We start from the raw sequence: 24,229 nt of genomic DNA, 5'->3' as shown, positions 1-24,229 counted from the left end.
GTCGATAGAAGGCCCAAGTAGGGAAAGTGCAAAAGCAGTATATCAGTTCAATATTCGATGGAGTCAGCTATGTCCACTAAAACATCTGGCGGGACTTTGCCTGAAATCCGCTTGTCGACGCTCAGCATATACTGCCAGCCTTCTTTCTCGAATACGAGTGCATGAATTCCTGAAATCCCCATGTAAACCGCTTCCTCTTCATCCTTTAATATAAATTTCTCCAGCACATATTTATCGGAAATAGGAATTTTATGCGCAAGCGGTCTCACTTCAATTTTGTAACGATGCTCGGTAGAGGTCTCATGGATTAATAGAGCTTCGAACGAATCATTAATGTCGTCTTCTAAATCATTGAATCGGCCAAAAAAGTGGGTGAAGCTGATCGGTGGCACCTGCATCGGCAGTTTAAGTTCCTGTTTAAAGTGCCGTTCAGCATCTTCTCGTGCCTCCTCGATTGTTTTATAGCCGATTTCAATAAAAAACTTTTCAAAAGGAGGCACTTTCTCATTAGCAGCTGCATGGCTGCTTTCGAAAAGGAGCAGCAAAACTGTCAGGAAGGTCAGCGGAGCATGTTTGATCATAGTCTGTACCTCGGTTTAGTTTTTTGCTAGTATGCTCCGCTTTCGTGCTTGTCATGAATCAATCATTTGAATGTAAATGAATAATATAGCCAATCGTCTGCCGATTCTTCTCCGTACATAGAAAAAATTCAATTTTTATAGGTGGATCTTTAAAATGCGAAGCCCCTGCACTAAGCTTAAGTCTTTTGAGAAATCAATATATCCCTTTTTTCGATTCCTTTGAATAGGAAAAAGTGAAAAGTAGAATAGTATCGGAACAGATGGATGTTTACCATATCAAAAAAATATTAATTACAATTTGTAATAATTGGTATAAAGTTAGATATGTTAAAAATTTGATGAAGAAATAGTCTTGGGCTATTGCTTTGGGAAGTTGGGGATTTCGTATGAAAAAATATTGGCTTGCATGGGTGATAATAGCACTGCTTGTCGGTTGCTCTGATGGGAAGGATAAGGAACCTGAGAAGGTAGCTGCCGGCGAACAGTCTGAAGCAACCGAAAACAATCAGGAAAAGCAAACTGCTGAAAGACAGCTATATGAAAAATTATCGGAAGCAGTAGAAACATTGGGGTATACATATGATAGCCGCACATATGAGGAAAATGAATATGAAATAGGAGTTGTGCATGCAGAACTAGTCGATTTTGATAATGACGGTGTAGAAGAAGTATACGCTTTAATGAAAGGAAGCAACTACCCTCTTTCTACATATGGTCATCGGAATGTCGATAATTATGTACACGAAGTTTGGACAGTTAATCCTGATGGAGAAAGTGCTATGTTATCTTTTTCGGGAGAGATTGAAAAAATGGAATGCTCTGCATGTGATATGAGTGTTTCCTTAGTGGAAGGCAAGGATGGCAGGACGTACATAAAAATGTTCTCACATCAGACGAATGAAGGGTTGGCGGACAATAGAGAATGGATTTATGCGAAGGATCCAAATAGCTCTGAAACGGAATTGGTCGTGTCGGGTTATATAACGAATAGCGATGGAGCGCTTGTTTACATGCTGAATGATGTAGAAACAGATCAAGCCGCATATGAAGCAGCATTTGCGCCGTATGTAGGGGAGGAACGCCCGATCATTATTAGCAACGCGGGGGCGAAAGCATATGGTTTCAACTATGCAAGTCCAGCTACCTATGTTGGAAAAGTATTGGCGGAACTTGCGCCGAGTGTAAACCATTTCGTTGACAACGAAGAAACAAAAGAGACAAAGAAAAAGGAAGAAGTGTTACAGGCTTTATCCGAATTTAGTGATATACTGAGCATTAATCTCGACAAGCAGGACCATGCAGAAGGGCTGGTTATGCATGTTATCCAAGCCAACAATATTGAAAATGAAACGCCAAATGATTTGGAAATGACCTTTGACGGGGATACGGTAAAAGAGAAGTACAGAGAGACATTCGGTGTGGAATTGGATATGGAAAATAACTTCTTCCCTAGAAGAGATATGATTTCACAATCGCTGATTACATATGAGTTAGGCAAGTTCTATGCGTACCCGCAAGGTATTTTCAGTGATGACATTAATCGTGAATACCAAGATGTGTATAAGGTATTTGATGATGTATACTATGTGACATTTGTCGATGATGAGTTCAACTATATGGAATATTCAGCAATGACAACTCCGGTAATGACAGCGGAGGAGATGCTGGCAGATGGTATTTCTAACTGGCCGGATGAAGCCCGCAACTGGGTAAAGCCGAATGTGCAGCGCTATGCAGTTGTTAAATATATTGATGGTGCACCAAAAGTCCAATATATGGGAGCACAAAATTTAACAGATGAGCAGCTAGCGGCGTTCTAATTTGAAATTTATAATCGAACCATTAAGTCTACTTAATATAAGAATAGCTGGAGTACCTGATTCGCGTAAGAGTCAGGTACTTTTTATATAAATGGCTCTAATGATATCCTTTCTTTAAAAGATTTATTTTCAATAATTTATGTACCCATTTCCAGTCTATCCATCCTGTTGATTTCGCAAAACGATAACGCCAGAAAAACATTGCCAAATAATACATCCTACAAAACAATATATATTCTCATACACCTCTCGATTTCGGGCACCCTATGTAAAAATAGTAGCCGCGAGGTGTGTTTATGTATATCGAAAGGTCGTCAGATTGGAAGGCAGAATTTTTAAAGCGTTTGGAAGATAACGGGCCTTGGGATAAATGGGCTCTTTATAATATGAGCTATGACATGGCGAAAAATAACCTGATTACTGACTTTACCGGTCTTCAAGCACCAAAATACTTGCCGCACTTCACGCCGCTTGCCCATCAGCTGGAGGCTGCAGAAACGGTGATCGAGAGGATGAACGGCAAAGCGATCCTGGCAGACGAGGTAGGGCTTGGGAAAACAATCGAAGCGGGGCTTGTGCTGAAGGAATACATGATCCGCGGTTTGGTAAAGAAAGTACTCATTTTGGCTCCGGCTTCCTTGATCAATCAATGGGTAGAGGAGCTGAATCATAAGTTTTTCATCCCGGCAATTGCCTATAAGAAAAAATACGGGATCGATCAATCAGAAATCATGGTGATGAGCATGGATACGGCAAAGAAAAGTCCGCATCGGGAGCTCATTTATGAGCAGGATTATGACATGATTATTATTGACGAGGCACATAAGCTGAAAAATCATAAAACAAAGGCATATGAATTTGTACAGACATTAAAGAAAAAGTTTTGTTTACTGCTGACGGCTACACCCATTCAAAATGATGTATTTGAGCTGTTTTATTTAATTTCATTATTGAAGCCTGGTCATTTAGGAAACTTTGAAGCGTTCCAGACTTCTTTCTCAGCCAGCAAGCGGACGGTCGAGCATGAGGAGTATTTGAAAGAGCTGGTGAACCAGGTAATGGTTCGTAACAGAAGACAGGATACGGGTGTAGAATGGACGAATCGAAAGGTACAGAACATCCAAATCCAGTTTACGAAAGAAGAGCAGGAAGCATATAAACTGCTATCTGGCTTAAAGGATATATCCTCAGTTTTTTCAGGCAGTTTTTCAATGATTACACTGCAAAAAGAGATTTGCAGTAGTAAGGAAGCGGCTTGTATGACACTGAACTATATGATGTCTAAGTGCACGAGTGAGGAAGAAATTACGTACGTAGAGGCTTTGGTGGAGAAGCTGATGGAGATGGAGGTTAACTCAAAAGCGGAAAAAGTGTATGAGATTATCTCGCAGGCAGATGATAAAGTCATCATTTTCACAGAATACCGGGCCAGCCAGACGTATTTGCAATGGTATTTAGGGACAAAGGGGATAACAAGTGTGCCCTTCAATGGGAAGTTCAGCAAAAGCAAGCGGGACTGGATGAAGCAGCTATTCAGGGATAAGGCACAGGTACTTATTGCGACTGAGTCCGGCGGTGAGGGGATTAACCTTCAGTTTTGCCACCATGTCATCAACTATGATCTGCCGTGGAATCCGATGAAGCTGGAGCAGCGGATTGGGCGTGTGCATCGTCTCGGTCAAGAGCATGATGTGCACATTTACAATCTGGCTGTCCAGGATACAATCGAGCAGCATATTTTAGATCTGCTATATGAAAAGATTGATGTATTTGAAAAGGTGGTCGGTGAGCTGGATGATATCCTAGCCGGCTATAAGGAATCAATCTAAAGAGGAGGAAGCGCATGTATCCACAACAGGTTCATCAGTACTTGCAAACATTCTTTCAAGAAACAAATTGTCCGATTTTAACAGAGCATCCGCATTATTTAGTTGTACAACTGACGGAAGAGATGGATAAAAAAATTATGAATCGACCGTATTATTGGCAATATGTCGAGAGCGCGGGAATAGAGCCGGCACCTCTTCAGCTGACATTAATTACAGATCGGACAAATCTCGAGGATGATATCAAAGGGGAAATGATCCATTTCGGTTCCCCAAGGCTTAGTCTGTTGTTTGAAGCGACAAAGGATTTGGGTGCCTTTGTTAAACTGTATGAGTATACAGGGCATAGGAATGATATAATCCTGACTCCATGGCTGGGCGTTAACTATAAAATTTCATACTACTGTAACCATACGAAGGAAATGATCTATTCGCTCGGCATTAATTTACTGACAGGGCGGGTAGTAGAAAACTTTCAGGAAGAGTTGAAGAATCGGGAACTTCATGCAGACATACCGGAGAACGCCTTTACTGTTCCTTATATTATTAAGCCTGCACGTGCGCTGGATCGTCTTGATATTCTGGTGGAGGAAATGATTATTGAAGATGACCATTCCTGGGCAAAAGCGGCAGAGGCAAGATGGCTGCGTGACTTGGAAGTGCTCGAGTACTTTTATGTGGATTCCGTCACAAAGCCTGAAAGCTATGAGCTTGAGAAGAAGGCGCTGGAGGAGCAATATACACCTCGCATTAAGGTAGATATGGTTAACGGCGGATTGTTTTATTTAAGCTAGGTTGGGACTTATAAAGAGAGAAGCATGCGTACTTATTGGACGCATGCTTCTTTGTATAGTTAAGCTGGGTTGACTTCTAGGTCAACATTAATTTTAATTTCTTTGCCGACTAATACGCCGCCTGTTTCCAAAGCTGCGTTCCATGTTAAGCCAAATTCATCACGGTTAATTTTCGTTTCAGCTTCAAATCCGTATACCTCAACACCCCATGGATTTGTTCCTCTACCATTGAATTCAACATTAAATGTGACTGGTTTTGTTACATCTTTAATCGTTAAGTCACCAGTTACTTTGTAATCATCGCCATCTTTTGCGATATCTGTTGATTGGAATGAAATTGTTGGATATTGATCCGCATCAAAAAAGTCTGCTGAACGTAAGTGGTTGTCACGGTCCTCTGATTTCGTGCTGATTGAAGCTACTTGAATATCAAATGTAATTGTTGCATCTGATAAATCCGATAAATCAGCTGTAGTTACTGTTGCAGAGTAATCTTCAAATACTCCTTTTACCTTTGATACCATCATATGTTTAACCGAGAAGCCAACGTTTGAATGTGATTGATCTACTGTCCAGTTTGTCATGTTTAATTCCCCCTGTTTTGAAATCAAGAATCTCGAATTCGAGATAATTTAATTTGAATATACACGCTCTTTTTCATTTCGTCAAGATGAAATTTAAAATTATGTGAAAGAGGAGAGTAGGATAAACAGCATAAAGTCAGTGCGTCATATTAACGATTGTAATAAATATATTCATTCTGCCGAAAATTCTTTGTTATCAATTATATGGTTCCACGGGGAACTTATTCTTAAAAGTTAGACATTTTTAGGAGACTAAAATACTAAGGAAAAAATATGTTTTTCAGGGATACCCATTCAAAAAAAGATGTGTTATGATTGCTATGTAAGTGATGTCGTTTTAGTATATACGGTCTTGTAGCTCAGCTGGGAGAGCACCACCTCGACAAGGTGGGGGTCGCAGGTTCGAACCCTGTCGAGACCATCAGTTTAACAAGCAGCAAATCCTTAATGCATATGGATTTGCTGTTTTTTTATTTTGCTTTTTACTCTAGGGAGTCATTTGAACAGTTATCCTTAGAACGGCTAACGCATGATAGGCTGCTCCAAACATATTAGTAAGAGGGCAGAGCGACTAATGAAAAAATTGGCTTATCGAAGTTCGAAAAGCCAATTCAACACAGATTGTATTAATTTGATAATGCGATTTTGATATGAGCCAAGTGATGGTTTTCATGCCAGGCTAATTTTGCAACTTTTGCTGCAACTGTTACTTGACCGTTTTTCTGGTGGATAAAAGTTCGGCCTAATTGTTCTTCAGTTAAACTGGATCCTAAAGATACAATGCGCTCATTGATCCCTTCAAGCATTTTAATCGAAGGCTCGACAGGGAGCTTTGTATCCGGCTGGACCGCCCACTTTTCTTCGTCGAACCCCGGTATGGTTGGATTTTCATCTGTTAAAGCCAGCTTCAAACGCTGATACATATTCAGCTGGGAATCTGCAATATGATGAATAAGCTGACGAACTGTCCAGGCACCTTCGCGATATGTTTTGCTTAATTCTTCATCACTTAATGAATCAACCGTTTCTCTTAAGCGTGTTGTGTAAATTTCGATCTCCTTTAGCCAATCTTGAACATTTTCTAATGTTACTTCTTCAGGAACCTGCAGTTGCCCAATTGGGTATCGTACATCCATTTTTAAGCCCCTTTCCTTATTCGTTATTTTTAGTTTTCCTCACTCATTAACATCGTGCCTTTTTCTTTAAGGCTTGTATGGAATGAGAAAGCTTTTTCAAGAATATGCGGAGTATGACCGCCAACCTTTTCTTTTGCTTCTTCAAAGTAAGCGCGTAACTGTGGTCTGTAAGTAGGATGTGCAATTTCAATCAGTTTTTCTGCTCTTTTTACCGGCGGCAGTCCACGCAGGTCAGCATAACCTTGCTCTGTCACAATGACATCTACATCATGTTCTGTATGGTCAATATGTGATACGAAAGGAACGATTGCTGAAATAGCCCCGTCTTTTGCCAAAGATGATGTGACAAAGATTGTAATTTTGGCGTTACGGGCAAAATCTCCAGAACCGCCGATTCCATTCATAATTTTTGTTCCGCTCACATGAGTTGAATTGACATTTCCGTAAATATCTACTTCAAGAGCAGTGTTAAATGAAATAATACCTAACCGGCGGATGACTTCCGGGTTATTAGAAATTTCCTGCGGTCTAAACATAATTTTGTCCTTGTATTTTTCTAAATCCCCGGCTAATGAATCTACACGTTTCTTAGAAAGCGAGAACGAAGTACCTGCTGCAAATTTAACGATCCCTGCATCGATCAAGTCAAAGACACCATCCTGCAGCACTTCAGAAAATACTTCGATATCCTTAAACTGAGAATGCTTCATCCCATTTAAAACAGCATTCGCAACAGAACCTACGCCGGACTGTAATGGGGCTAATGACTCTGGTAAATTTCCTGCCTCCACTTCTCCAGCTAGGAAGCTTAATAAGTGATTGGCAATTTGCTGTGTTTCCTCATTTGGCTCAAATAATGGGGAAGGGATATCAGGCTGCTCCGATAAAACAATTCCTTTTACTTTGTCTGGATTGACTTTAATACCGATTTCTCCAATCCGGTCTGCCACATTGTAAATAGGAATCTCTCTTCGTTCCCCTTGATCTTTCTGTACATAAATATCGTGAAGCCCTTCGTATGCGCTCGGGGCAGAGGTGTTTAGCTCAATGATAACGTTTTCGGCTCTTTCTACAAAAATCGGCGAGTTTCCTACAGAACCTGTCGGAATAATATAGCCTTCCTCCGTGATGGCAGCGGCTTCAATAACGGCATAATCAATTTTTCCTAATGTTCCTTTTCGTACCTCTTCTGCTGTGTGTGATAGATGCTGGTCAATATAGAAAATCTCACCTCTATTGATTTTCCCGCGCATCACAGCATTGCCCTGGTAAGGAACACGTAAGTTAAGGATACCGGCTTCGGCCATTGATTGGTCAGCTGTCGGGCCTAACGAAGCACCCGTATATAAGTTCACCTTAAAGTCTTCTTTCTCACCACGCTTGGAAAGTGCAAGAGGAAATTCTTTCGGCTCACCGAAAAGCGTAAATCCACTCATGCCAAGGTTCATTCCGTCTTCAATCCAAGAAGCTGCCTCCTCAGCTGAAACAACTTTACCCAAAAACGCTTCATTTCTGATGAATTGCTTTAAATCCTTACTCATTAACAATCACCTCATAATTAGTTTTTTACTTGATGAAATGCTGGCAAAAAATTTATAGGCATTCCCAGTTGATGATAAACCCCCTTGCCATATTTATTTCTCATTTTCATGAGTGGCCTTGTCTTCATTGTAAAGAGGACTATACCGTCAGTCTATTACATCATTTCTATGATAATGATAGATACAAACTATAATACAAAATTAGACAAAGATTGCATTGCCTCTTTCTCTGTATGAAAATGAAGCTTTTCGATTTCACGTACTAATAATTTAATATATTCACGTGCTGCATAATTAATAAAACAATTCTTTTTCATTACGAGATAAACGTCCCTAGTCAAAGCTGGTTTTTCAATACGCTGGAAAAATAAATCCTCTGTATCATAAAATTCGTACAATGTACGTGAGACAACACTAAGACCGACATCATTTCGAACTAGATTCAGAATCGATTTAATACTAGACGTTTCAATGATCGGCTCTAACTTCTTACCAAATTTAGCGCTGGTCTTATTAAGCAATTTTCTGCATTGATGACTGTTCGGAAATAAAATAAGAGGGCTATCTAAAACAGAAGAAAAGGAAACTTTTTGTTCTTCCTTCTGTTGACTGCTAATCAGATAAAATTCTTCCTCATACAATTTTGTTACTTGCAGCATATCATATTGATCAAGCTGAAAACCTATACCAAAATCAGCCTGATTTTCGAGGACAGCCTTTTCTACTTGATCTGTAGTTTCAATAAGCACTTTAATGCTTGGATACAGCTGGTTAAATTGAATACACAAAGTAGATACCAAATCCGTTATTTCTCCTGGCAGCACAGCAATCTTCAATTCTCCCATTTCTACTTTCGAAAATGCTGTAATCTGCGAAGACATACTTTGGATGGAAGCTTGAATATTTAACGCCTCTCGCTGGACAATTTCTCCGACCCTCGTAAGTTCAATTCTCTTCCCAACTCGGTTAAACAACGAATAGCCTACCTCTTTTTCAAGCATCTTAATTTGATGGCTTAAAGTGGGTTGTGAGATTCCTAAATTTTCAGCTGCCTTCGTAAAATGCAGTTCTTTACTAACCATTAAAAAATACTCTAAATGTCGTAACTCCATGCCGCTTCAGCCCTTTTTAGTGAATTTTCATCCTTGTTTACATAGTTGTTTCATCCAGTACTCTAGTTGTTTTCTTTACTGGAATTATTTCATATTGTGACCCTAAAAAGCAAAAAGGTCCTGAATATGCTTTTCCATCGCGCTCGATTGCTGAATACAGTACCTCGCTATCTGCCTGTTAAATGTTTTGAAAAGAAGCGTTTCTGTACCCGTATCTATAACCGTGGATATTCGTAAATACCTGTTTTCACTTACTATACTCTTTTCGTCAAATACACGCCGTACCCCAATCAACATATGATATAGAACCGGGAATATTGAAGGAGGAAAGAGATGGGGTTATCTATGAACGGCAGCCGACACTCACGTGTATTTATAAATAATGATCAGCTGATTGACAATAATCAGGTTGAGTATAAGAGTGATTATTTGGCGGAATTTGTGAAGGAACAGCAGGCATCAAATGAATTGCTTCACCGGGCTATCCGTGTACTGAAGCAGCACCATACAAATGTGACAGTAAGACAGATGAATAAATGGCGGGTGATCGACAAGCAGCTTGGTGAGCTCAATGGCCAGCATGAGAAAGTGGAGCAGCACATAACGGGCTGGCTGGAGAAGCTGGAAAACCAAAATCAGGAGCTCCAAGCGACTGTCACTGTGGAGCAGCAGGAGATTAAAATGCTGCTGGAGCAAATGGAGCATGTCGGGAAAACATATACAGAACTTGAACAGAAGCTGGATGAATTAACAGGTACAAATCAGAAAATGACGGATCGTCTGGATCAACAAACGACGGTGAACGAAGAAATGATCAGCCGTTTAGATCAGTATCAGGATCTCCAGGAGGAAATTTCCCAGCAGCTTGATCAGTTCACCTTGGTCACAGATGAGGTGATGAACCGATTGAAGCAGCTAGGAGGTTCGCATGAAGAAGTGATGAGCAAAATGGATGAGCATCATGACCTCCAGCAAACGATGGCGAATCAGGTTTCTACTATAGAAGAAACACAGAAAGACTTGATCGATCGGGTAGAAGGCCAGGAGGGGGTAATGGACAAATTAATGCGCCAAGTTCACCATTTACGTTCTATTCTTTATGAACGCACTAATTTCCTGGAAGAGAAGATGGAAAAGGCGTATGAGCAATTTAACCGAATTTATATGAAAAATTAAAGCCAGGCACGAGAATTTGATTCAATTTTATATGTAAGATGAAACGACCTTGAGAGATCAAGGTCGTTTTTAATTTCGAGTAGAAGAGAGAGTCAAATGAATTTTACAATGATTTACAATAATTAGCTAGTTGTTAGAAAAGTCTAAATATTGTTCACCGAATTTTCAAATAGAAATAAACTTTTTACACTACGTTTACAAAACATCCATCGAACGTTAATAAATATCCTTTATTCTAAAACTAGATTAAAAGTCATGGAGGTACCGAATGATGAAAAGGTGGATGCAACTAATTTTGCTGATGACGATGGTCGCACTACTCGCTGCATGTGGAAAAGATAGCGCACAGGAAGCAGCGGCAGGAGCAACGATTGCCATTTCGGGTTCGACATCCGTTGGGCCATTAGCAGAGAAGCTTGCGATGAAATATGAAGAGCAGGAAGCAGTGAATATCGAAGTAAACCAAATTGGTTCCTCGGCAGGAATTACAAATGCAACGACGGGTGTTTCGGAAATCGGTATGTCTAGCCGTGATTTAAAAGAAGAAGAAAAAGCAGAGCTAGAGGAAGTAGTCATTGCCTATGACGGGATTGTGGTTGTCACACACCCGACAAATAAAGTAGATAATTTGACAATGGATCAGGTGAAGCAAATTTTTACGGGTGAAGTGACGAACTGGAAGGAGCTTGGCGGTGACGATATGGAAATCGTGGTTGTTTCGCGTGAAGATGGTTCAGGTTCACGTGATGCATTTCAGGAAATCGTCGGTTACTCTTCAGGTGAATTAATTCGTAATGCAATCGTAGCAAGCGGGAACGGAAATATTAAAACAACGGTTGCAACAAATAAGCATGCAGTAGGATTTATTTCCTTTGAATATATTGATGAGTCGATTGCAACAGTTGACATCAACGGAGTAGAGGCAACGGCGGAAAATGTACTAGCAAATGAATATAGTCTGTCCCGGCCATTCCTTTTTGTGCACCGTGCAGCGGAGCTGACAAAAGCAGGCCAATCATTTATCGACTTTATCTTAAGCGATGAAGGGCAGGAGATTGTTGAATCATCTGGCGCGATTCGCGTTAACTAATTGGAGGAATTGTAGTGACTACCGCAAACATGGAAAAGCATGAAGAAATGACGAAAGCGAACAAGCGGAAATACTTGCTTGAAAGCTTGTCAGCAAAAATATTTTTAGGCTGTGCATTATTGTCGGTATTAAGTTTGTTGCTCATTATTGGGTTTGTCTTTTATAAAGGGTCGAATCCATTTATTGCGGATGGCTATAGCTTCATCGATTTCATCTTTGGATCAGAATGGGTACCGAGTGAGGACAAGTTTGGGATCTTCCCTATGATTGTCGCTTCTCTATTTGCGACAGCAGGAGCATTAGTAATAGGCGTACCGGTTGGGTTATTTACAGCGATTTTCCTCGCTGAAATTGCACCAAAATCAGTAGCAAAAGTGTTATCGCCGGCTATTCAGTTATTAGCAGGTATCCCGTCTGTCTTGTACGGGGTATTCGGTTTAGCGATTATTGTTCCGTTTCTGCAAAATAACTTAGGCCTTGCGCGCGGACAGAGCTTGCTGGCAGTTATCATCGTACTGGCGATTATGATGCTGCCGACGATTGTGACGGTTGCAGAAACAGCAATTCGTGCAGTGCCGAAAACATATCGGGAAGGATCTATGGCGCTTGGTGCTTCGCAAATCGGTACGATTTTTAAAGTAGTGGTGCCGGCAGCGAAATCAGGAATCATGGCTGCCATTGTCCTTGGACTAGGCCGGGCGATCGGTGAAACGATGGCAGTGATTCTCGTGGCAGGTAACAGCTTGATCATCCCAACAAGTTTGACAGATTCGGTTCGTCCATTAACGACGAACATTGCACTCGAGATGGGCTATGCATTCGGGACGCATCAGGAAATGCTGTTTGCAACAGGGATTGTGTTATTCTCTTTCATTTTACTTTTAAACTTTGTATTAGCGAAAATTACGGCAAAAGGTGGTCAATAAGGTGAGACAAGCAAAAGAAAATATGCTGCGGGGCCTGCTATGGCTATCTGCCTTTGTATCAATAGCCGTCCTCGTCGTAATCGTTGGATATATCTTTTATAAAGGAATTTCATACATTAGCTTTGATTTTATTTTCGGTGACTACTCGCCAACAGGTGATGGCGGTATTTGGCCGATGATTGTTACAACTCTTTATACGATCGGTATTTCATTATTAATTGCAACACCGATTGGCATTTTAGCAGCGGTTTATTTGCAGGAGTATGCAAAGCAGGGACGATTAGTGAAAACAATCCGCTTTGCGACGGAAAGCTTAACAGGTATTCCATCGATTATCTATGGTTTGTTTGGTGCTGTGTTCTTTGTCACGACATTAAAATTAGGGATGTCGATTATCTCAGCTTCCCTGACATTAACGATTATTGTATTGCCGGTAATCATCCGTACGACGGAGGAGGCGTTAAAAACGGTACCTCAGTCTTATCGGGAGGGTTCACTCGCACTCGGTACAACAAAGCTTCAGACACTTATTAAGGTGATTTTGCCAAGTGCAATGCCTGGGATCTTATCGGGTATCATTTTATCGATTGGACGTATTGTCGGTGAATCGGCAGCGATCTTCCTGACGGCAGGAACAGTAGCAGCAATGCCGGAAAGCATCTTCTCATCAGCACGTACGCTGACTGTACATTCCTACCTGGTTACACAGGAATCCGGAGACATCGGGCTAGCGGCAGCTGTCGGAATTGTGTTGATCGTAATCATTTTAGCATTGAATTTTGGCGCGACATTCGTTTCGAAAAAATTAAACAAGGCAGATTATTAAAGGGGTATCGCTATGACAATTACAATGGAAAAACCGATAATGAGAGCAAGTTCATTTGCATTTGTGAAGGAAGCAGCTGCTGAAAAGGAAAAAATAAAAGTAAGTAATTTAAATTTACATTATGGAGAAAAACAGGCGCTTTATAATGTATCATTGGATATTCAGCAAAAGGAAGTCACTGCGTTAATCGGTCCTTCCGGCTGCGGGAAGTCAACATTTTTACGTACATTAAACCGTATGAACGATTTAATTGACGGAGTGAAAATCAACGGTGATATCGTAATCGACGACGAAAACATTTACCGCTCGAACGATGTGATCAAGCTTCGTACAAAGGTAGGAATGGTGTTCCAAAAGCCGAACCTGTTCCCGATGAGTATTTATGATAATGTAGCATACGGCCCTCGCATGCAAGGGATTAAAAACAAAAAGGTGCTAAATCAAATTGTAGAAGACAGCCTTCGCGGCGCGGCTATCTGGGATGAGGTAAAGGACCGCCTGAAATCGTCGGCACTTGGTCTTTCCGGCGGGCAGCAGCAGCGTGTATGTATTGCCCGGGCAATTGCGATGAAGCCGGATGTTATTTTAATGGATGAGCCAACGTCAGCGCTTGATCCAATTTCAACACTGAAAGTTGAAGAGCTTATCGCCCAGCTGAAAGAGAATTACACAATTGTGATTGTGACACATAATATGCAGCAGGCAGCCCGTATCAGCGATAAAACGGCTTTCTTCTTAAATGGAGAAATCGTTGAATACGATAAAACAGATATCATTTTCTCTAATCCGACAGACAAGCGCACAGAAGACTATATTTCCGGTCGTTTTGGCTAATCAAGTTTCTAATTGAATATGTTTACAATAGAATCAGCACCCTCAAGGTTTGATAAATTCAAATCTTGCGGGTGTTTTTTGTATGCCGAGAAGAAATGTCTACTATAGACTTTATGTACGCTTTTTTGAGAAGCTGTTCGGTAGAAGAAAATAATCGTTCGTTTCAACTTTTTTGGTCCTGCCATCCGTCTATCATATGTATACACGAACAAATGCTGAAAAAAGGAGCCCTTAGTAGATGAAGCATCAACATGTTGAGCAAGTATTTGTAACATTCATCCGCGCGAACAAAGAAAGATTTTATTTGCTTGCCTATAGCTATACAAAAAATGAGCAGGATGCACTCGATATCGTACAAGACAGTATTCAAAAAGCCCTGCAGTCACTGCACACATTACAGAATGAGGAACAGCTGAAAAGCTGGTTTTATAAAATTGTCGTAAGAACAGCAATCGACTTCTTGCGGAAAAACAAGCGCATTCAGGTTATGGATGACGAACAACTCGGATTTTTATCACCTCCACAAAATGATACATATGAAAATATGGATTTAGAGGATGCGCTGGACACATTGCCTCCTGTATACAGGGAAGTCATCGTTCTCCGCTATTTTGAGGATTTGAAAATCGAGGATGTTGCACACATATTGGATGCCAATGTCAATACGGTGAAATCAAGGATTTATAAAGCATTGAAGCTGCTTAAAATACAACTGACGAAAGAGGAGTTGTCATAATGGACAAATTGAAAAAATTAGAGGAAAAATACCGAAATGTACCGATTCCTGAAAACTTGGATGCTGTTGTAGAAGCAAGTTTGAAAAAGGGACGTAAAAAACGTGCCCCCAAATGGGTGTTAGGAGCAACGGCCGCAGCTGCTCTATTTACAGCGAGTCTGAATATGAGCCCTGCTATGGCAAAAACATTAGGAGAGGTGCCTGTGCTAGGGAGTGTCATAGAAGTGTTAACCTTTGTTCAATACGAAACGGACAAGGATAATTATTCAGCAGCAATCGATGTACCGCAAATTACAGGCGAGTCGGATGAGATCCGTGCCCTGAATGAAAAATATGCAGCAGAGGGCAAGGCACTGTATGAGCAATTCCAGCAGGATATGAAGGGCATGGAGCAGGCAGATGGAGGACATTTAGGCGTAGACAGCGGCTATATTGTCGCTACAGATACAGAGCAGCTGCTGTCAATCGGCCGCTACGTGGTGGAAACGGTTGGCTCCTCTTCTACAGTCATGCAATACGATACAATCGATAAGCAAAAGGAAATTATCCTGACACTGCCGAGTCTATTCAAGGATGAGCGATATATCTCGGTAATCAGCGATTATCTTATCGGAAAAATGCAGGAAGAGATGCTGGCAACGAACCAGGAAAAAATCTATTGGGTAAAAGGCGGCGGAATGCCTGATGAAGAGTTAATCGATGCCTTTACGTCCATCCGTCCGGATCAGAACTTCTATATCACAGAGGATCACAAACTGGTTATTGTCTTTGATAAATATGAAGTGGCGCCAGGGTATATGGGAGTTGTCGAATTTGAAATACCGACAGAACTGATAAAAGAGATTCGTATGAGTGATGAGTATTTGAAGTAAAGTTAATTACTGCTTAAAAATATAGAGAGAGGGGAAGGACGATATCGGTTCCTCTCCTCTATTTTTTACTTATAAAAAATCGGCAGGCATTTGTTCCATCAAGCGGTCTAGCTGTTCTTGAGAAATGCCTGCTGTCTCCATTAACCGATTTTTTGTTTGCTGGAGCTGCTTCGTATAAGCAGTGAACTGTCCCTCTTCCCAAAACCTTCGCAGCTGCTCCTGTTTCACGACTCTTCTTTCTATATGAACCAGCTCAATGGTCGATTTGTTTATTGGAATGGGCAGGATAGATTGCAGACTAAGCTTGATTCGATTGTCATTATGCTTTTTCTGGATAGTCCGAAGCAACACGAGCGGGTCGCCAATATATTTCAACAGGTGTGACTGTTCAATCTCGTATAAATCCAGAATGTCATCCACCCCAAAGTAGTGTAATAAACGCTGCCGGCAGTAAGTCATATGTTCCTGTGACGCTTCAATCGTCTCCATCGTTTCGAACTTCTCCAATTCATGCTGTAAGTCCATTGGATACTGTAGAAGGCTGCTAATATTTTCTGCTGAAAACCCAATGGAGCAGCAGTGGATTTTCCTTTTTTCCTCTCTTGTATCCAACTCGATAATCCAAAACATCTGCTTTTCTAAAAAAGCATCATATTCTAACGGCGAAAATAAAAAATACGCCTGTGAATCGATATGGGAGTAATAGGGCGTACCGAGAAAGGAAAACGTTTTTTGAGGGAAAAGTGCCTCCTCATTTATATAAGAAAGAAGCTCAGTCATCTGGCCGTCTATTAACGTACGAGATGATGTGATTGCTGCAACATGGCGTTTTAATCGAAGGAAATGGCCGAGATTAAATAAGCTGCCGTCTGATGCCTCCTGCTTTGTATCTGACAGCTGGTTTTCAATAGCGGAGAGCTCTATCTGCTTTGATGCTATATAAGCATCAATCTGTGAACTTGTATCGGCATCATGTGATAAGAGAGGATAGAAGTGATGATACATGGCATTGAGCCCCTTTATAACAAGCTGAATCTCTTTCCTACAACATGCCCAAAGTGAAGAAAGAGTTAAACATATACAAACGAAAAGAATAGGGGAGGGGGATAGACAGATGTCATCATAGAACAAAAAAATCCGCAGGGTACAAACCCTGCGGATTACTGCGTATTTTATTTTCTAACCGTAACATCGCACAAGGCAGATGCTGCGTTCCCAAGCGATAAAAGCCGCATATTGATTACATATCCCAAAGAAGGATAAGTAGTGTTCCTAAAATCGTAATTAATACCATCGCAAATCCATAAACGATGTTTGAGTAAATGGACCACTTGTCTTTTGATTCACCAGCGTGCATGAAGATGATGAATTGCAGGCCAGCTTGTAGGAAAGCTGTAACTAAAAGGACAATCATTCCTGTTGTCATGGACATATCCATGAAGTAAACAAGCAATGCCACTACTGTTAATACAAGTGAGAAGACAAATCCCATTACTTGACCTAAAGGAAAGTATTTCGCCATATTACATCATTCCTTTCAAGTAAATGAAACTGAAGATGAAGATCCACACAACGTCCAGGAAGTGCCAGTATAGCGAGAAGATAAAGGACTTATTCGCTGTTTCTGGATTTAAACCACGTTTCGCAATTTGAATCATGATGAATAGACCCCAGAAGAAACCAACCGTTACGTGAAGACCGTGTGTACCTAACGTCGTTAACAAAATCGATGTGAAGGCACTTACTGTAATACCTGCACCTACATGTACGTAGTGTAGGAATTCATAAATCTCAACACTCAGGAAGGCTAAACCTAATGCTAGTGTGATACCCATAAACGTTAGTGTCGCTTTTTTACTGCCAAGGCGCATTGCATGAATTGCAAGACCAATTGTAAAACTACTTGTTAATAGTAAGAACGTTTCAGCAAGCACTGGTGTGATTTCAAAAATCTCTGCACCAGACGGACCGCTGCCTGTACGATCTACTAATGTAAAGTACGCGGCGAATAATGTCCCAAACAGCATAATCTCCGCACCAAGGAATACCCAAAAACCAAAGATCTTCAGGTCGTTTTCCTCTGTACTATACTCTAGTGGTACTGAGTGATCTACTTTAGCCATTATTTCGCACCTCGCTTTTCATATTGTTTTTCTGTTGCTTTTACTTCTTCTTCAGGAATGTAGTAGCCATGATCTTTTTCGAATGAACGATATGCCATACATGCAAGAACAACAATCAAGCCGACAATTGCCGGAATCCACATACTAAAGATTAACGAGAATCCTAGTAGGAAGAATCCACAGCTCATGATAAATGGAACACCTGAGTAGTTTGGCATGTGAATTTTCTTGATCTCGCCTTTGAAAATTTCAGTGCCGTTGTGTTTCATATCCCAGAATGCTTCAGAAGTGCTGTCTGTGATATCTGGTGTAATAGCAAAGTTATACGCTGGAATTGGCGTATGTGTTGCCCATTCTAGACCACGTGCATTCCATGGATCTGAACCGATGTTGCGTGGTGAGTTTTTGAAGCTGTACCAAATGTTCCAAACTAACATGATGAAAGATACAGCCATGATTCCAGCACCAACGAATGAAACCATGTTTAAAGTTGTGAAACCAGTTGACTCTGAGTAAGTGTACATACGACGTGCTTGCCCGTCTAAACCAGTGATGTACATTGGCATGAACGCAAGCAAGAAACCTGTTGACATTACCCAAACAGTTGCTTTACCGATTTTTTCATTCAACATGAAGCCGAACATTTTTGGCCAGTAGAATGTTAAACCAGCTAACATCGCGTAAACAACACCAGGGATGATTACGTTATGGAAGTGGGCAACTAAGAACATTGTATTGTGGTATTGGTAGTCAGCTGCAGACATCGCAAGCATAACCCCTGTTACACCACCAAGTGTAAATAATGGGATGAAGTGAACTGCATAAAGCATCGGTGTTGTAAATTCAATTTTCCCTTTATACAACGTGAACATCCAGTTAAAGATCTTAACCCCAGTTGGGATGGCAATTGCCATTGTCGTAATAGAGAAGATTGAGTTTGTGAAAGCACCTTGACCCATTGTAAAGAAGTGGTGCGTCCATACTGTGAACGCAAACACAGAGATAACGATCATCGACCACACCATTGAGTTGTAGCCATATAGGTTACGACGTGAAAACGTTGAAATAATCTCTGAGAAAATACCGAATGCCGGTAAAATCAAGATATATACTTCAGGGTGACCCCAAACCCAGAATAGGTTGGCCCATAGCATATCCATACCGCCGTTGCCGATTGCGAAGAATTGTGTATCAAATAGACGGTCCATCGCACCCATTGCTAACGCTACTGTTAGAACTGGGAAGGCAAATACAACGATTAAGTTTGCGATTAACGCTGACCAAGTGAACATTGGCATTTTAAATAATGTCATGCCTGGTGCACGCATTTTCATGATTGTCGTAATGAAGTTAATACCCGTCATTAACGTACCAATCCCTGCAATCTGGATCGCAATCATGTAGTAGTTCGTACCGACTGATTTACTAAACTCAACGTCTGCTAATGGGAAGTATGAAGTCCAGCCTGCATCAGGAGATCCCCCGACAACGAATGAAAGGTTGAATAGCATAGCACCCATAAAGAATAGCCAGAAGCTCAAGTTGTTTAAGCGTGGGAACGCAACGTCACGTGCCCCGATTTGTAATGGTACTAAAAAGTTAAAGAAGAATGTAATGAAAGGCATCGCCATGAATAGGATCATGACTACCCCGTGAGTTGTAAATACCTCATTATAGTGCTGTGCATCTAAAAATGTATTTTCCGGCATAGACAGTTGATAACGAAGCATGATCGCATCAACCCCACCGCGGAATAACATTAAGAGGGCCATCAGCAAGTACATAATACCGATTTTCTTATGGTCAACTGTTGTAATCCACTCACGCCATAGGTAGCCCCATAGCTTGAAGTATGTGATGACACCAACCAATGCAATCGATACAAGCACAATCAATACCATCGAAACGTAAATTAAGAAACTTGGATGTGGTATCATAAAGCGCTCAAAAAATTCCATACTGTTGTAACTCCTTTCAGACTTTTACAGTCTTTCTGTTTACATCATTAATGAGAAGAATGATCTTCGTGTTCAGTGTCATTGTGATTTTCATGCTCGCTGTGATCCGTGTCTTCTTCGTGCTGATCATGGTTCACATCATCTGAGCTGCCGTGATTATGCTCAGGTGCTGGTGAGAATTCTAAGTGTGTACCTGTGTAAGTAGAACGGCCAAGGTGACCAGGCTCAAGTAGCTCTTCGAATTTTTCCTCTGTAATTGGTTCAGCAGTTTCCTGTACTTCCTCTACCCACTCATCGAATTCCTCTTGAGATAGAGCAGTTACATCAAAAGTTTGTTCTGCTGTACCCGCACCGGCAAAGTTTGCGTTACGGCCCCAGAATTCACCCTCTACATCCGACGCTAAGTGAAGCGTTGTTACCATGTCGGCCATCGCATATTTCTGACCGCCAAGTTGTGGAATCCAGAAGCTTGTAATTGGTCCATGAGAGTATAGCTTGAATTCAATGTTACGGTTTGCTGGAATGTATAAATAGTTGACTGTCTCAATTCCTTGCTCTGGATAACTAAAATGCCATTTCCAATCTGAAGAAGATGCATAAATTACTAATGGTTCCTCTTCGACATATTCTTCCGGTGCGCTTTCTACTAAATAGTTACTCTCTACTGATCGTACAGCTAAGAAGAGAACAATTAAAACCGGAACCCCAATACAAATTGTTTCTACTAACCAGTGACCATGGATATGTGGCGGCTCATAGTCAGGGCTTTGTTTTGAAGCGCGATATTTAACTAACATAAATATCAACATTGCAAATACAACTAAGACAATCGCACCCATGGTATAGATTAACAACATTGTGTCGTTTGCCTGCACTTCTGCTTGAGGACCTTTAGGGTCAAGCACTAATAATGGATCACATCCACCAAGAAGCATCGTGCCGAAGACTATAGATGCTAATAAAGTCCCTTTTAAATTCACTTTCATAGTTGGACTCCTTTCAATTCAATTAGGTACAGCTATTTAACAACATATTTACCCATTTATAGATTTTCGAAAGGAATATTCAACCAATAATTGAGCAGAACGATTCCTCTTTTACTCATCTTCCCTAGTTGCCGTTATATGAATCTTGTAATCCAGTAAACGTACGAGAAGCAGCATGAAAGTTCTTAAAAGAACATGTTGAAAACTTAGCATCTTAATAAATGTTTACAAGTTTACTATTTTGCCATAGCAAATCGCATCTTTAAACAGTAAGAAGTTTTCTGCTCCATATCTGCTGCTCTTTCCGTTGGACTTCTATATAAGATTCCGTTTTTCTATAGAAGGTGCGAACACCGTTTAATACGAAAACAAAAGGGAAAGAAATAGGTATATATGATAGGTGTGAGCTGAGGTAAATCGTTACTATAAAATCATGCCTGATAGAATATTTACATTCTTTTCTACTTAAACAAAAGCTGGAATTTAATATATTAAGCACAATTTTAAACGTAACATTTTTCTTATCTCTGGCTCCAAGTAAATTGTAGTGAATTACAAAATCGAAGTCAAAAAAATGTTATGCACTTAGAGGGGGATAAAAGGGCAGGAATGAAAGGGGAAAATAGGCGTTGAGACACCAAGCAGAAGAAAGGTGATTATTAACGGTTTTTAATGATTTTTCGAGTGATAATTTTAAGATAAAATTGTGGCATTTTTATGGCTTCGTTAAAATACGTAATAATCAGACAATTTAGATTCTTTTCATAAAATGGCGTAATACCAATGTTTTTACAAAAAAGTATATAGATTGGGTAAAGTGAACGATTTTTTTAAATAGTAAGATATTAAGAGAAATAGAGCGGAATGCAGCTGATGGAGAAAAATAACCGTTTTTTTCACTCAAGTTATGGAGTATTTTATCTATTTTTAATCGAATTGTTCATCGGTCTGCACGTCTCCTGATTGTGGGACAATTATCTTATTATATAAGTTAAATTTATTATTTAAAGCTTGTATGAATATCCAGCTGATGCAGACGCTTTTACAGAAAATTTACATACAATAAATAGCTGCTGCATCTTAAGGGCATAAAAATGGACAAGAAGCTTTTGTCGTATGAAAAAGGTTAGTTAGCGTTATTTAGTGTAAAGTGAAGTACGAAACTTAAACTACTAAATAGGTAGAGACCATTTTCCATTACTCTTTAGCCGAGTTTGGAAAATGGTTTTTTGTTATGTAAAGAATGAAAAGTTTCTCTCTTTAAAAGCTTTTCCAGAAGAGATCTCAATCAGCCTGTACATGCAGCTGTAATGAAAAGAAAAATTCTACTTCTTCCTTTGTAAAAACGTACAGCTCCTATTCCTAAAATCAGTGATTAAGATTAGCATAATCTCTTTTTTCAAAATAAATGTTTATTTTTTATATCTTTTGGACAAATTTGGACGTGAAGCAACAAATTTCTACAAAAGGAGGGCATTGTGATGAAAAGAATGACTTGTTTCATCTTTGCTTTGGTTGTATTTTTAACCACCTCGGTGGTTTCGGCACAGACGGATCTGCCAATTGGAGATAATGAAGAGGAATCTGATCCTAACGATTATTATTTTACAGATGCTTTAGATGCTACCATCCCAATAGCATTCCAGCTTGATTTGGATTTGGAGCCGGAAGTGTATAAGGTTAAAGCGGGGGACAACCTCTACCGTATTGCCTTGGCCCATAACGTGTCACTTGAATCAATCATAGGCTGGAATGAGTTAAGCGATTATTTAATTTATCCAGGGGATGAATTAAAAGTGAGCGGTGAAGAGATAAAAGGTACAGACTTACCAGAAACGTTTGTAGCGTCGGCTCCTGTGATTCCAGCCTCTCAGCCGGTAGTACAAGCAAATGAAACAGCAGCAGCAGCGCCGCAAGAAGTTGAAACGGTCCAAGAGCTGACTGTTACAGCAACTGCTTATACAGCCTATTGTGAAGGCTGTTCAGGGACAACTGCGTACGGTATAGATTTACGAGCTAATCCAAACCGTAAAGTTATCGCTGTCGATCCTAGAGTCATTCCGCTGGGAACAAAAGTATGGGTAGAAGGCTATGGAGAAGCAATTGCAGGGGATACGGGCGGTGCTATTAAGGGGCATAAAATTGACGTCTTCATCCCGTCCCATGAAAATGCCATTGCATGGGGTGTCAAGACCGTTAAACTTAGAGTACTCAACTGATTTAGCTCATAATGCCAGTTGTCTTCGACGTTAAGTAAGAATTATCCGCTATACTTACTGATAGAGCAGCTGCTTTGTAAAGCACATATATTTGGCTCTAAGCCGAAAACGATTGGCATGATCCACTTGAATTCATTTTCAAGTGGATTTTTTGTTTTGGAGCGGACCCCAGCATTTTAGGGCTAATGGGAGAGACAGGTACATTATCGTTGGAGGTTATGAAACTACATGCACGCTGCATCGCTGCCATTGGAATACGAGACAGGTCTTCCCCATTAAAAAGGAATTCCTCCTGAAAGATTTCATAGTAATGAAAGAAAATAGTGTAAACAGTAACCTTTTAGGAAAGGACAGTATAAAATAGAAAGTAATCTATTTTTTTAATACAAAACAGCTCTCGATTATAGAAAAGGATGGTCTAACGATGTCAAAACATACGGAGTACTATAAATATTTGAGAGATTACGTAGGGACCCAGCCGCTTATTTTGCCTGGCGCGGTTGTCATCATTCGGAACCCTGCTGGGAAAGTGCTTTTGCAAAAACGGCCAGAGGGTAAATGGGGGCTGCCAGGAGGGCTCATGAATCTAGGGGAGAGCTTTGAACAAGTGGCCGAACGAGAAGTGTTTGAGGAAGTGGGTCTGCGCGTACGTAATCTACAGCTCTTGAATGTATATTCAGGTGAAAAGTATTACATGAAAGCAGCTAACGGAGATGAATTTTATTGTGTTACAGCCGTTTTTCTCACGAGCGAGGTAGAAGGAAGTCTGCAGCTTGATCCTGCGGAAACATTAGAAGCAGGGTATTTTGAAGATACGCAGCTCCCTGAATCAATGGTGGGGAGCCATCGCAGGTTTATTGAGGCATCCAGGGAAATGAAGGCATCTGAATAGAGAGGAAATAAAATCTGCTTCTCTTTTTAATAAGAGGAGCAGATTTTCATTTGAAGATACCAAAATAGTATTTCCTTTTTCTTAAATTACGAAATAATTAAAGTTTATACTTAAAAAATCTCGAATAAGTATGTATAATTCTATTTTAAGAAAGTAATTACTGTATTCCGAATTTTTATGTTACTATGTGTTATACA

22 protein-coding genes and 1 tRNA gene are annotated in these 24,229 nt (G+C 40.4%); 13 read left to right on the top strand and 10 right to left on the bottom strand.

The window, feature by feature from the left end; translation table 11 throughout:
* Positions 1 to 47 precede the first annotated feature (47 nt).
* A complete protein-coding gene (locus AA0Y26_RS17535; protein WP_413363332.1) occupies positions 48 to 581 on the bottom strand; it encodes a hypothetical protein in 534 nt (177 codons plus the stop codon).
* A gap of 386 nt (positions 582 to 967) precedes the next feature.
* On the opposite strand from AA0Y26_RS17535, the gene AA0Y26_RS17530 reads away from it, so the two are divergent.
* From AA0Y26_RS17530 to AA0Y26_RS17520, 3 genes are all read left to right on the top strand, one after another.
* A complete protein-coding gene (locus tag AA0Y26_RS17530; RefSeq protein WP_413363331.1) occupies positions 968 to 2,401 on the top strand; it encodes a hypothetical protein in 1,434 nt (477 codons plus the stop codon).
* A gap of 296 nt (positions 2,402 to 2,697) precedes the next feature.
* A complete protein-coding gene (locus tag AA0Y26_RS17525) occupies positions 2,698 to 4,230 on the top strand; it encodes a DEAD/DEAH box helicase (RefSeq protein WP_413363330.1) in 1,533 nt (510 codons plus the stop codon).
* Positions 4,231 to 4,244: 14 nt separating this feature from the next.
* On the top strand, positions 4,245 to 5,021 hold the full coding sequence (locus tag AA0Y26_RS17520; RefSeq protein WP_413363329.1) for a YqhG family protein: 777 nt from the start codon (positions 4,245 to 4,247) through the stop codon (positions 5,019 to 5,021).
* A 59-nt stretch (positions 5,022 to 5,080) separates the two neighbouring features.
* Here the strand turns inward: AA0Y26_RS17520 and AA0Y26_RS17515 are convergent, their stop codons facing one another.
* Positions 5,081 to 5,605 carry a YceI family protein gene (locus AA0Y26_RS17515; RefSeq protein ID WP_413363328.1) on the bottom strand — a complete coding sequence of 175 codons (525 nt, stop codon included), beginning with the start codon at positions 5,603 to 5,605 and terminating at the stop codon, positions 5,081 to 5,083.
* A gap of 348 nt (positions 5,606 to 5,953) precedes the next feature.
* On the opposite strand from AA0Y26_RS17515, the gene AA0Y26_RS17510 reads away from it, so the two are divergent.
* Positions 5,954 to 6,026, top strand: a tRNA-Val gene (locus AA0Y26_RS17510).
* A gap of 205 nt (positions 6,027 to 6,231) precedes the next feature.
* Here the strand turns inward: AA0Y26_RS17510 and AA0Y26_RS17505 are convergent.
* From AA0Y26_RS17505 to AA0Y26_RS17495, 3 genes are all read right to left on the bottom strand, one after another.
* Positions 6,232 to 6,741: a YfiT family bacillithiol transferase gene (locus AA0Y26_RS17505; protein WP_413363327.1), complete on the bottom strand. Its 510-nt coding sequence runs from the start codon at positions 6,739 to 6,741 to the stop codon at positions 6,232 to 6,234.
* A 29-nt stretch (positions 6,742 to 6,770) separates the two neighbouring features.
* Positions 6,771 to 8,282, bottom strand: coding sequence for a succinate CoA transferase (locus tag AA0Y26_RS17500; protein WP_413363326.1), 1,512 nt, complete (start codon positions 8,280 to 8,282; stop codon positions 6,771 to 6,773).
* A gap of 188 nt (positions 8,283 to 8,470) precedes the next feature.
* Positions 8,471 to 9,394, bottom strand: a complete 924-nt coding sequence (locus tag AA0Y26_RS17495) for a LysR family transcriptional regulator (RefSeq protein WP_413363325.1) — start codon at positions 9,392 to 9,394, stop codon at positions 8,471 to 8,473.
* Positions 9,395 to 9,727: 333 nt separating this feature from the next.
* On the opposite strand from AA0Y26_RS17495, the gene AA0Y26_RS17490 reads away from it, so the two are divergent.
* The 7 genes from AA0Y26_RS17490 (at position 9,728) to AA0Y26_RS17460 (ending at position 15,854) form a co-directional block, all read left to right on the top strand.
* A complete protein-coding gene (locus tag AA0Y26_RS17490; RefSeq protein ID WP_413363324.1) occupies positions 9,728 to 10,570 on the top strand; it encodes a hypothetical protein in 843 nt (280 codons plus the stop codon).
* Between the two features lie 268 nt (positions 10,571 to 10,838).
* Positions 10,839 to 11,660, top strand: a complete 822-nt coding sequence (locus tag AA0Y26_RS17485) for a phosphate ABC transporter substrate-binding protein PstS family protein (protein ID WP_413363323.1) — start codon at positions 10,839 to 10,841, stop codon at positions 11,658 to 11,660.
* A gap of 14 nt (positions 11,661 to 11,674) precedes the next feature.
* Positions 11,675 to 12,586: a phosphate ABC transporter permease subunit PstC gene (gene pstC, locus AA0Y26_RS17480; protein WP_413363322.1), complete on the top strand. Its 912-nt coding sequence runs from the start codon at positions 11,675 to 11,677 to the stop codon at positions 12,584 to 12,586.
* Between the two features lies 1 nt (position 12,587).
* A complete protein-coding gene (gene pstA / locus AA0Y26_RS17475; RefSeq protein ID WP_413363321.1) occupies positions 12,588 to 13,412 on the top strand; it encodes a phosphate ABC transporter permease PstA in 825 nt (274 codons plus the stop codon).
* Between the two features lie 39 nt (positions 13,413 to 13,451).
* Complete coding sequence (gene pstB / locus AA0Y26_RS17470) at positions 13,452 to 14,246, top strand: phosphate ABC transporter ATP-binding protein PstB (RefSeq protein ID WP_413368279.1); 795 nt, start codon at positions 13,452 to 13,454, stop codon at positions 14,244 to 14,246.
* A gap of 238 nt (positions 14,247 to 14,484) precedes the next feature.
* Entirely contained in the window at positions 14,485 to 14,982 is a 498-nt protein-coding gene (locus AA0Y26_RS17465) for an RNA polymerase sigma factor (protein WP_413363320.1), read from the top strand.
* Positions 14,982 to 15,854: an RsiV family protein gene (locus AA0Y26_RS17460; RefSeq protein WP_413363319.1), complete on the top strand. Its 873-nt coding sequence runs from the start codon at positions 14,982 to 14,984 to the stop codon at positions 15,852 to 15,854. The genes AA0Y26_RS17465 and AA0Y26_RS17460 overlap by 1 nt, the downstream gene beginning before the upstream one ends.
* 69 nt (positions 15,855 to 15,923) lie before the next feature.
* Here the strand turns inward: AA0Y26_RS17460 and AA0Y26_RS17455 are convergent, their stop codons facing one another.
* From AA0Y26_RS17455 to qoxA, 5 genes are all read right to left on the bottom strand, one after another.
* A complete protein-coding gene (locus tag AA0Y26_RS17455) occupies positions 15,924 to 16,859 on the bottom strand; it encodes a hypothetical protein (protein WP_413363318.1) in 936 nt (311 codons plus the stop codon).
* Positions 16,860 to 17,094: 235 nt separating this feature from the next.
* The gene (gene qoxD, locus AA0Y26_RS17450) at positions 17,095 to 17,376 is read right to left on the bottom strand and encodes a cytochrome aa3 quinol oxidase subunit IV (RefSeq protein ID WP_413363317.1); all 282 of its coding nucleotides are present in this window, start codon (positions 17,374 to 17,376) and stop codon (positions 17,095 to 17,097) included.
* Between the two features lies 1 nt (position 17,377).
* Positions 17,378 to 17,977 (bottom strand): cytochrome (ubi)quinol oxidase subunit III, encoded by a 600-nt coding sequence (locus AA0Y26_RS17445; RefSeq protein WP_413363316.1) that lies wholly within the window; start codon positions 17,975 to 17,977, stop codon positions 17,378 to 17,380.
* The gene (gene qoxB, locus AA0Y26_RS17440) at positions 17,977 to 19,935 is read right to left on the bottom strand and encodes a cytochrome aa3 quinol oxidase subunit I (RefSeq protein ID WP_413363315.1); all 1,959 of its coding nucleotides are present in this window, start codon (positions 19,933 to 19,935) and stop codon (positions 17,977 to 17,979) included. The genes AA0Y26_RS17445 and qoxB overlap by 1 nt, the downstream gene beginning before the upstream one ends.
* A 47-nt stretch (positions 19,936 to 19,982) precedes the next feature.
* Positions 19,983 to 20,921: a cytochrome aa3 quinol oxidase subunit II gene (qoxA, locus tag AA0Y26_RS17435; RefSeq protein WP_413363314.1), complete on the bottom strand. Its 939-nt coding sequence runs from the start codon at positions 20,919 to 20,921 to the stop codon at positions 19,983 to 19,985.
* Between the two features lie 1,481 nt (positions 20,922 to 22,402).
* On the opposite strand from qoxA, the gene AA0Y26_RS17430 reads away from it, so the two are divergent.
* Both AA0Y26_RS17430 and AA0Y26_RS17425 read left to right on the top strand, forming a co-directional pair.
* Complete coding sequence (locus AA0Y26_RS17430; RefSeq protein ID WP_413363313.1) at positions 22,403 to 23,140, top strand: 3D domain-containing protein; 738 nt, start codon at positions 22,403 to 22,405, stop codon at positions 23,138 to 23,140.
* Between the two features lie 424 nt (positions 23,141 to 23,564).
* Positions 23,565 to 24,032: an NUDIX hydrolase gene (locus AA0Y26_RS17425; protein WP_413363312.1), complete on the top strand. Its 468-nt coding sequence runs from the start codon at positions 23,565 to 23,567 to the stop codon at positions 24,030 to 24,032.
* The last annotated feature ends 197 nt before the right edge of the window (positions 24,033 to 24,229 follow it).

The organism is Lysinibacillus canaveralius (assembly GCF_047301505.1).
Lineage (GTDB): Bacteria > Bacillota > Bacilli > Bacillales_A > Planococcaceae > Lysinibacillus_B.
Note: the sequence above shows the minus strand (reverse complement) of the source record. Positions and strands in the feature narration are given on the sequence as shown.

What these genes read in the sequence shown, in the direction of transcription:
- AA0Y26_RS17460 (WP_413363319.1), top strand. Translation starts at nt 14,982, where the DNA reads ATGGACAAATTGAAAAAATTAGAGGAAAAATACCGAAATGTACCGATT.
- AA0Y26_RS17445 (WP_413363316.1), bottom strand. Translation starts at nt 17,977, where the DNA reads ATGGCTAAAGTAGATCACTCAGTACCACTAGAGTATAGTACAGAGGAA.
- AA0Y26_RS17430 (WP_413363313.1), top strand. Translation starts at nt 22,403, where the DNA reads ATGAAAAGAATGACTTGTTTCATCTTTGCTTTGGTTGTATTTTTAACC.
- qoxB (WP_413363315.1), bottom strand. Translation starts at nt 19,935, where the DNA reads ATGGAATTTTTTGAGCGCTTTATGATACCACATCCAAGTTTCTTAATT.
- AA0Y26_RS17495 (WP_413363325.1), bottom strand. Translation starts at nt 9,394, where the DNA reads ATGGAGTTACGACATTTAGAGTATTTTTTAATGGTTAGTAAAGAACTG.
- pstB (WP_413368279.1), top strand. Translation starts at nt 13,452, where the DNA reads ATGAGAGCAAGTTCATTTGCATTTGTGAAGGAAGCAGCTGCTGAAAAG.
- qoxD (WP_413363317.1), bottom strand. Translation starts at nt 17,376, where the DNA reads ATGGCGAAATACTTTCCTTTAGGTCAAGTAATGGGATTTGTCTTCTCA.
- AA0Y26_RS17520 (WP_413363329.1), top strand. Translation starts at nt 4,245, where the DNA reads ATGTATCCACAACAGGTTCATCAGTACTTGCAAACATTCTTTCAAGAA.
- AA0Y26_RS17455 (WP_413363318.1), bottom strand. Translation starts at nt 16,859, where the DNA reads ATGTATCATCACTTCTATCCTCTCTTATCACATGATGCCGATACAAGT.
- qoxA (WP_413363314.1), bottom strand. Translation starts at nt 20,921, where the DNA reads ATGAAAGTGAATTTAAAAGGGACTTTATTAGCATCTATAGTCTTCGGC.
- AA0Y26_RS17525 (WP_413363330.1), top strand. Translation starts at nt 2,698, where the DNA reads ATGTATATCGAAAGGTCGTCAGATTGGAAGGCAGAATTTTTAAAGCGT.
- AA0Y26_RS17425 (WP_413363312.1), top strand. Translation starts at nt 23,565, where the DNA reads ATGTCAAAACATACGGAGTACTATAAATATTTGAGAGATTACGTAGGG.
- AA0Y26_RS17485 (WP_413363323.1), top strand. Translation starts at nt 10,839, where the DNA reads ATGATGAAAAGGTGGATGCAACTAATTTTGCTGATGACGATGGTCGCA.
- AA0Y26_RS17500 (WP_413363326.1), bottom strand. Translation starts at nt 8,282, where the DNA reads ATGAGTAAGGATTTAAAGCAATTCATCAGAAATGAAGCGTTTTTGGGT.
- AA0Y26_RS17490 (WP_413363324.1), top strand. Translation starts at nt 9,728, where the DNA reads ATGGGGTTATCTATGAACGGCAGCCGACACTCACGTGTATTTATAAAT.
- AA0Y26_RS17535 (WP_413363332.1), bottom strand. Translation starts at nt 581, where the DNA reads ATGATCAAACATGCTCCGCTGACCTTCCTGACAGTTTTGCTGCTCCTT.
- AA0Y26_RS17505 (WP_413363327.1), bottom strand. Translation starts at nt 6,741, where the DNA reads ATGGATGTACGATACCCAATTGGGCAACTGCAGGTTCCTGAAGAAGTA.
- AA0Y26_RS17515 (WP_413363328.1), bottom strand. Translation starts at nt 5,605, where the DNA reads ATGACAAACTGGACAGTAGATCAATCACATTCAAACGTTGGCTTCTCG.
- AA0Y26_RS17530 (WP_413363331.1), top strand. Translation starts at nt 968, where the DNA reads ATGAAAAAATATTGGCTTGCATGGGTGATAATAGCACTGCTTGTCGGT.
- AA0Y26_RS17465 (WP_413363320.1), top strand. Translation starts at nt 14,485, where the DNA reads ATGAAGCATCAACATGTTGAGCAAGTATTTGTAACATTCATCCGCGCG.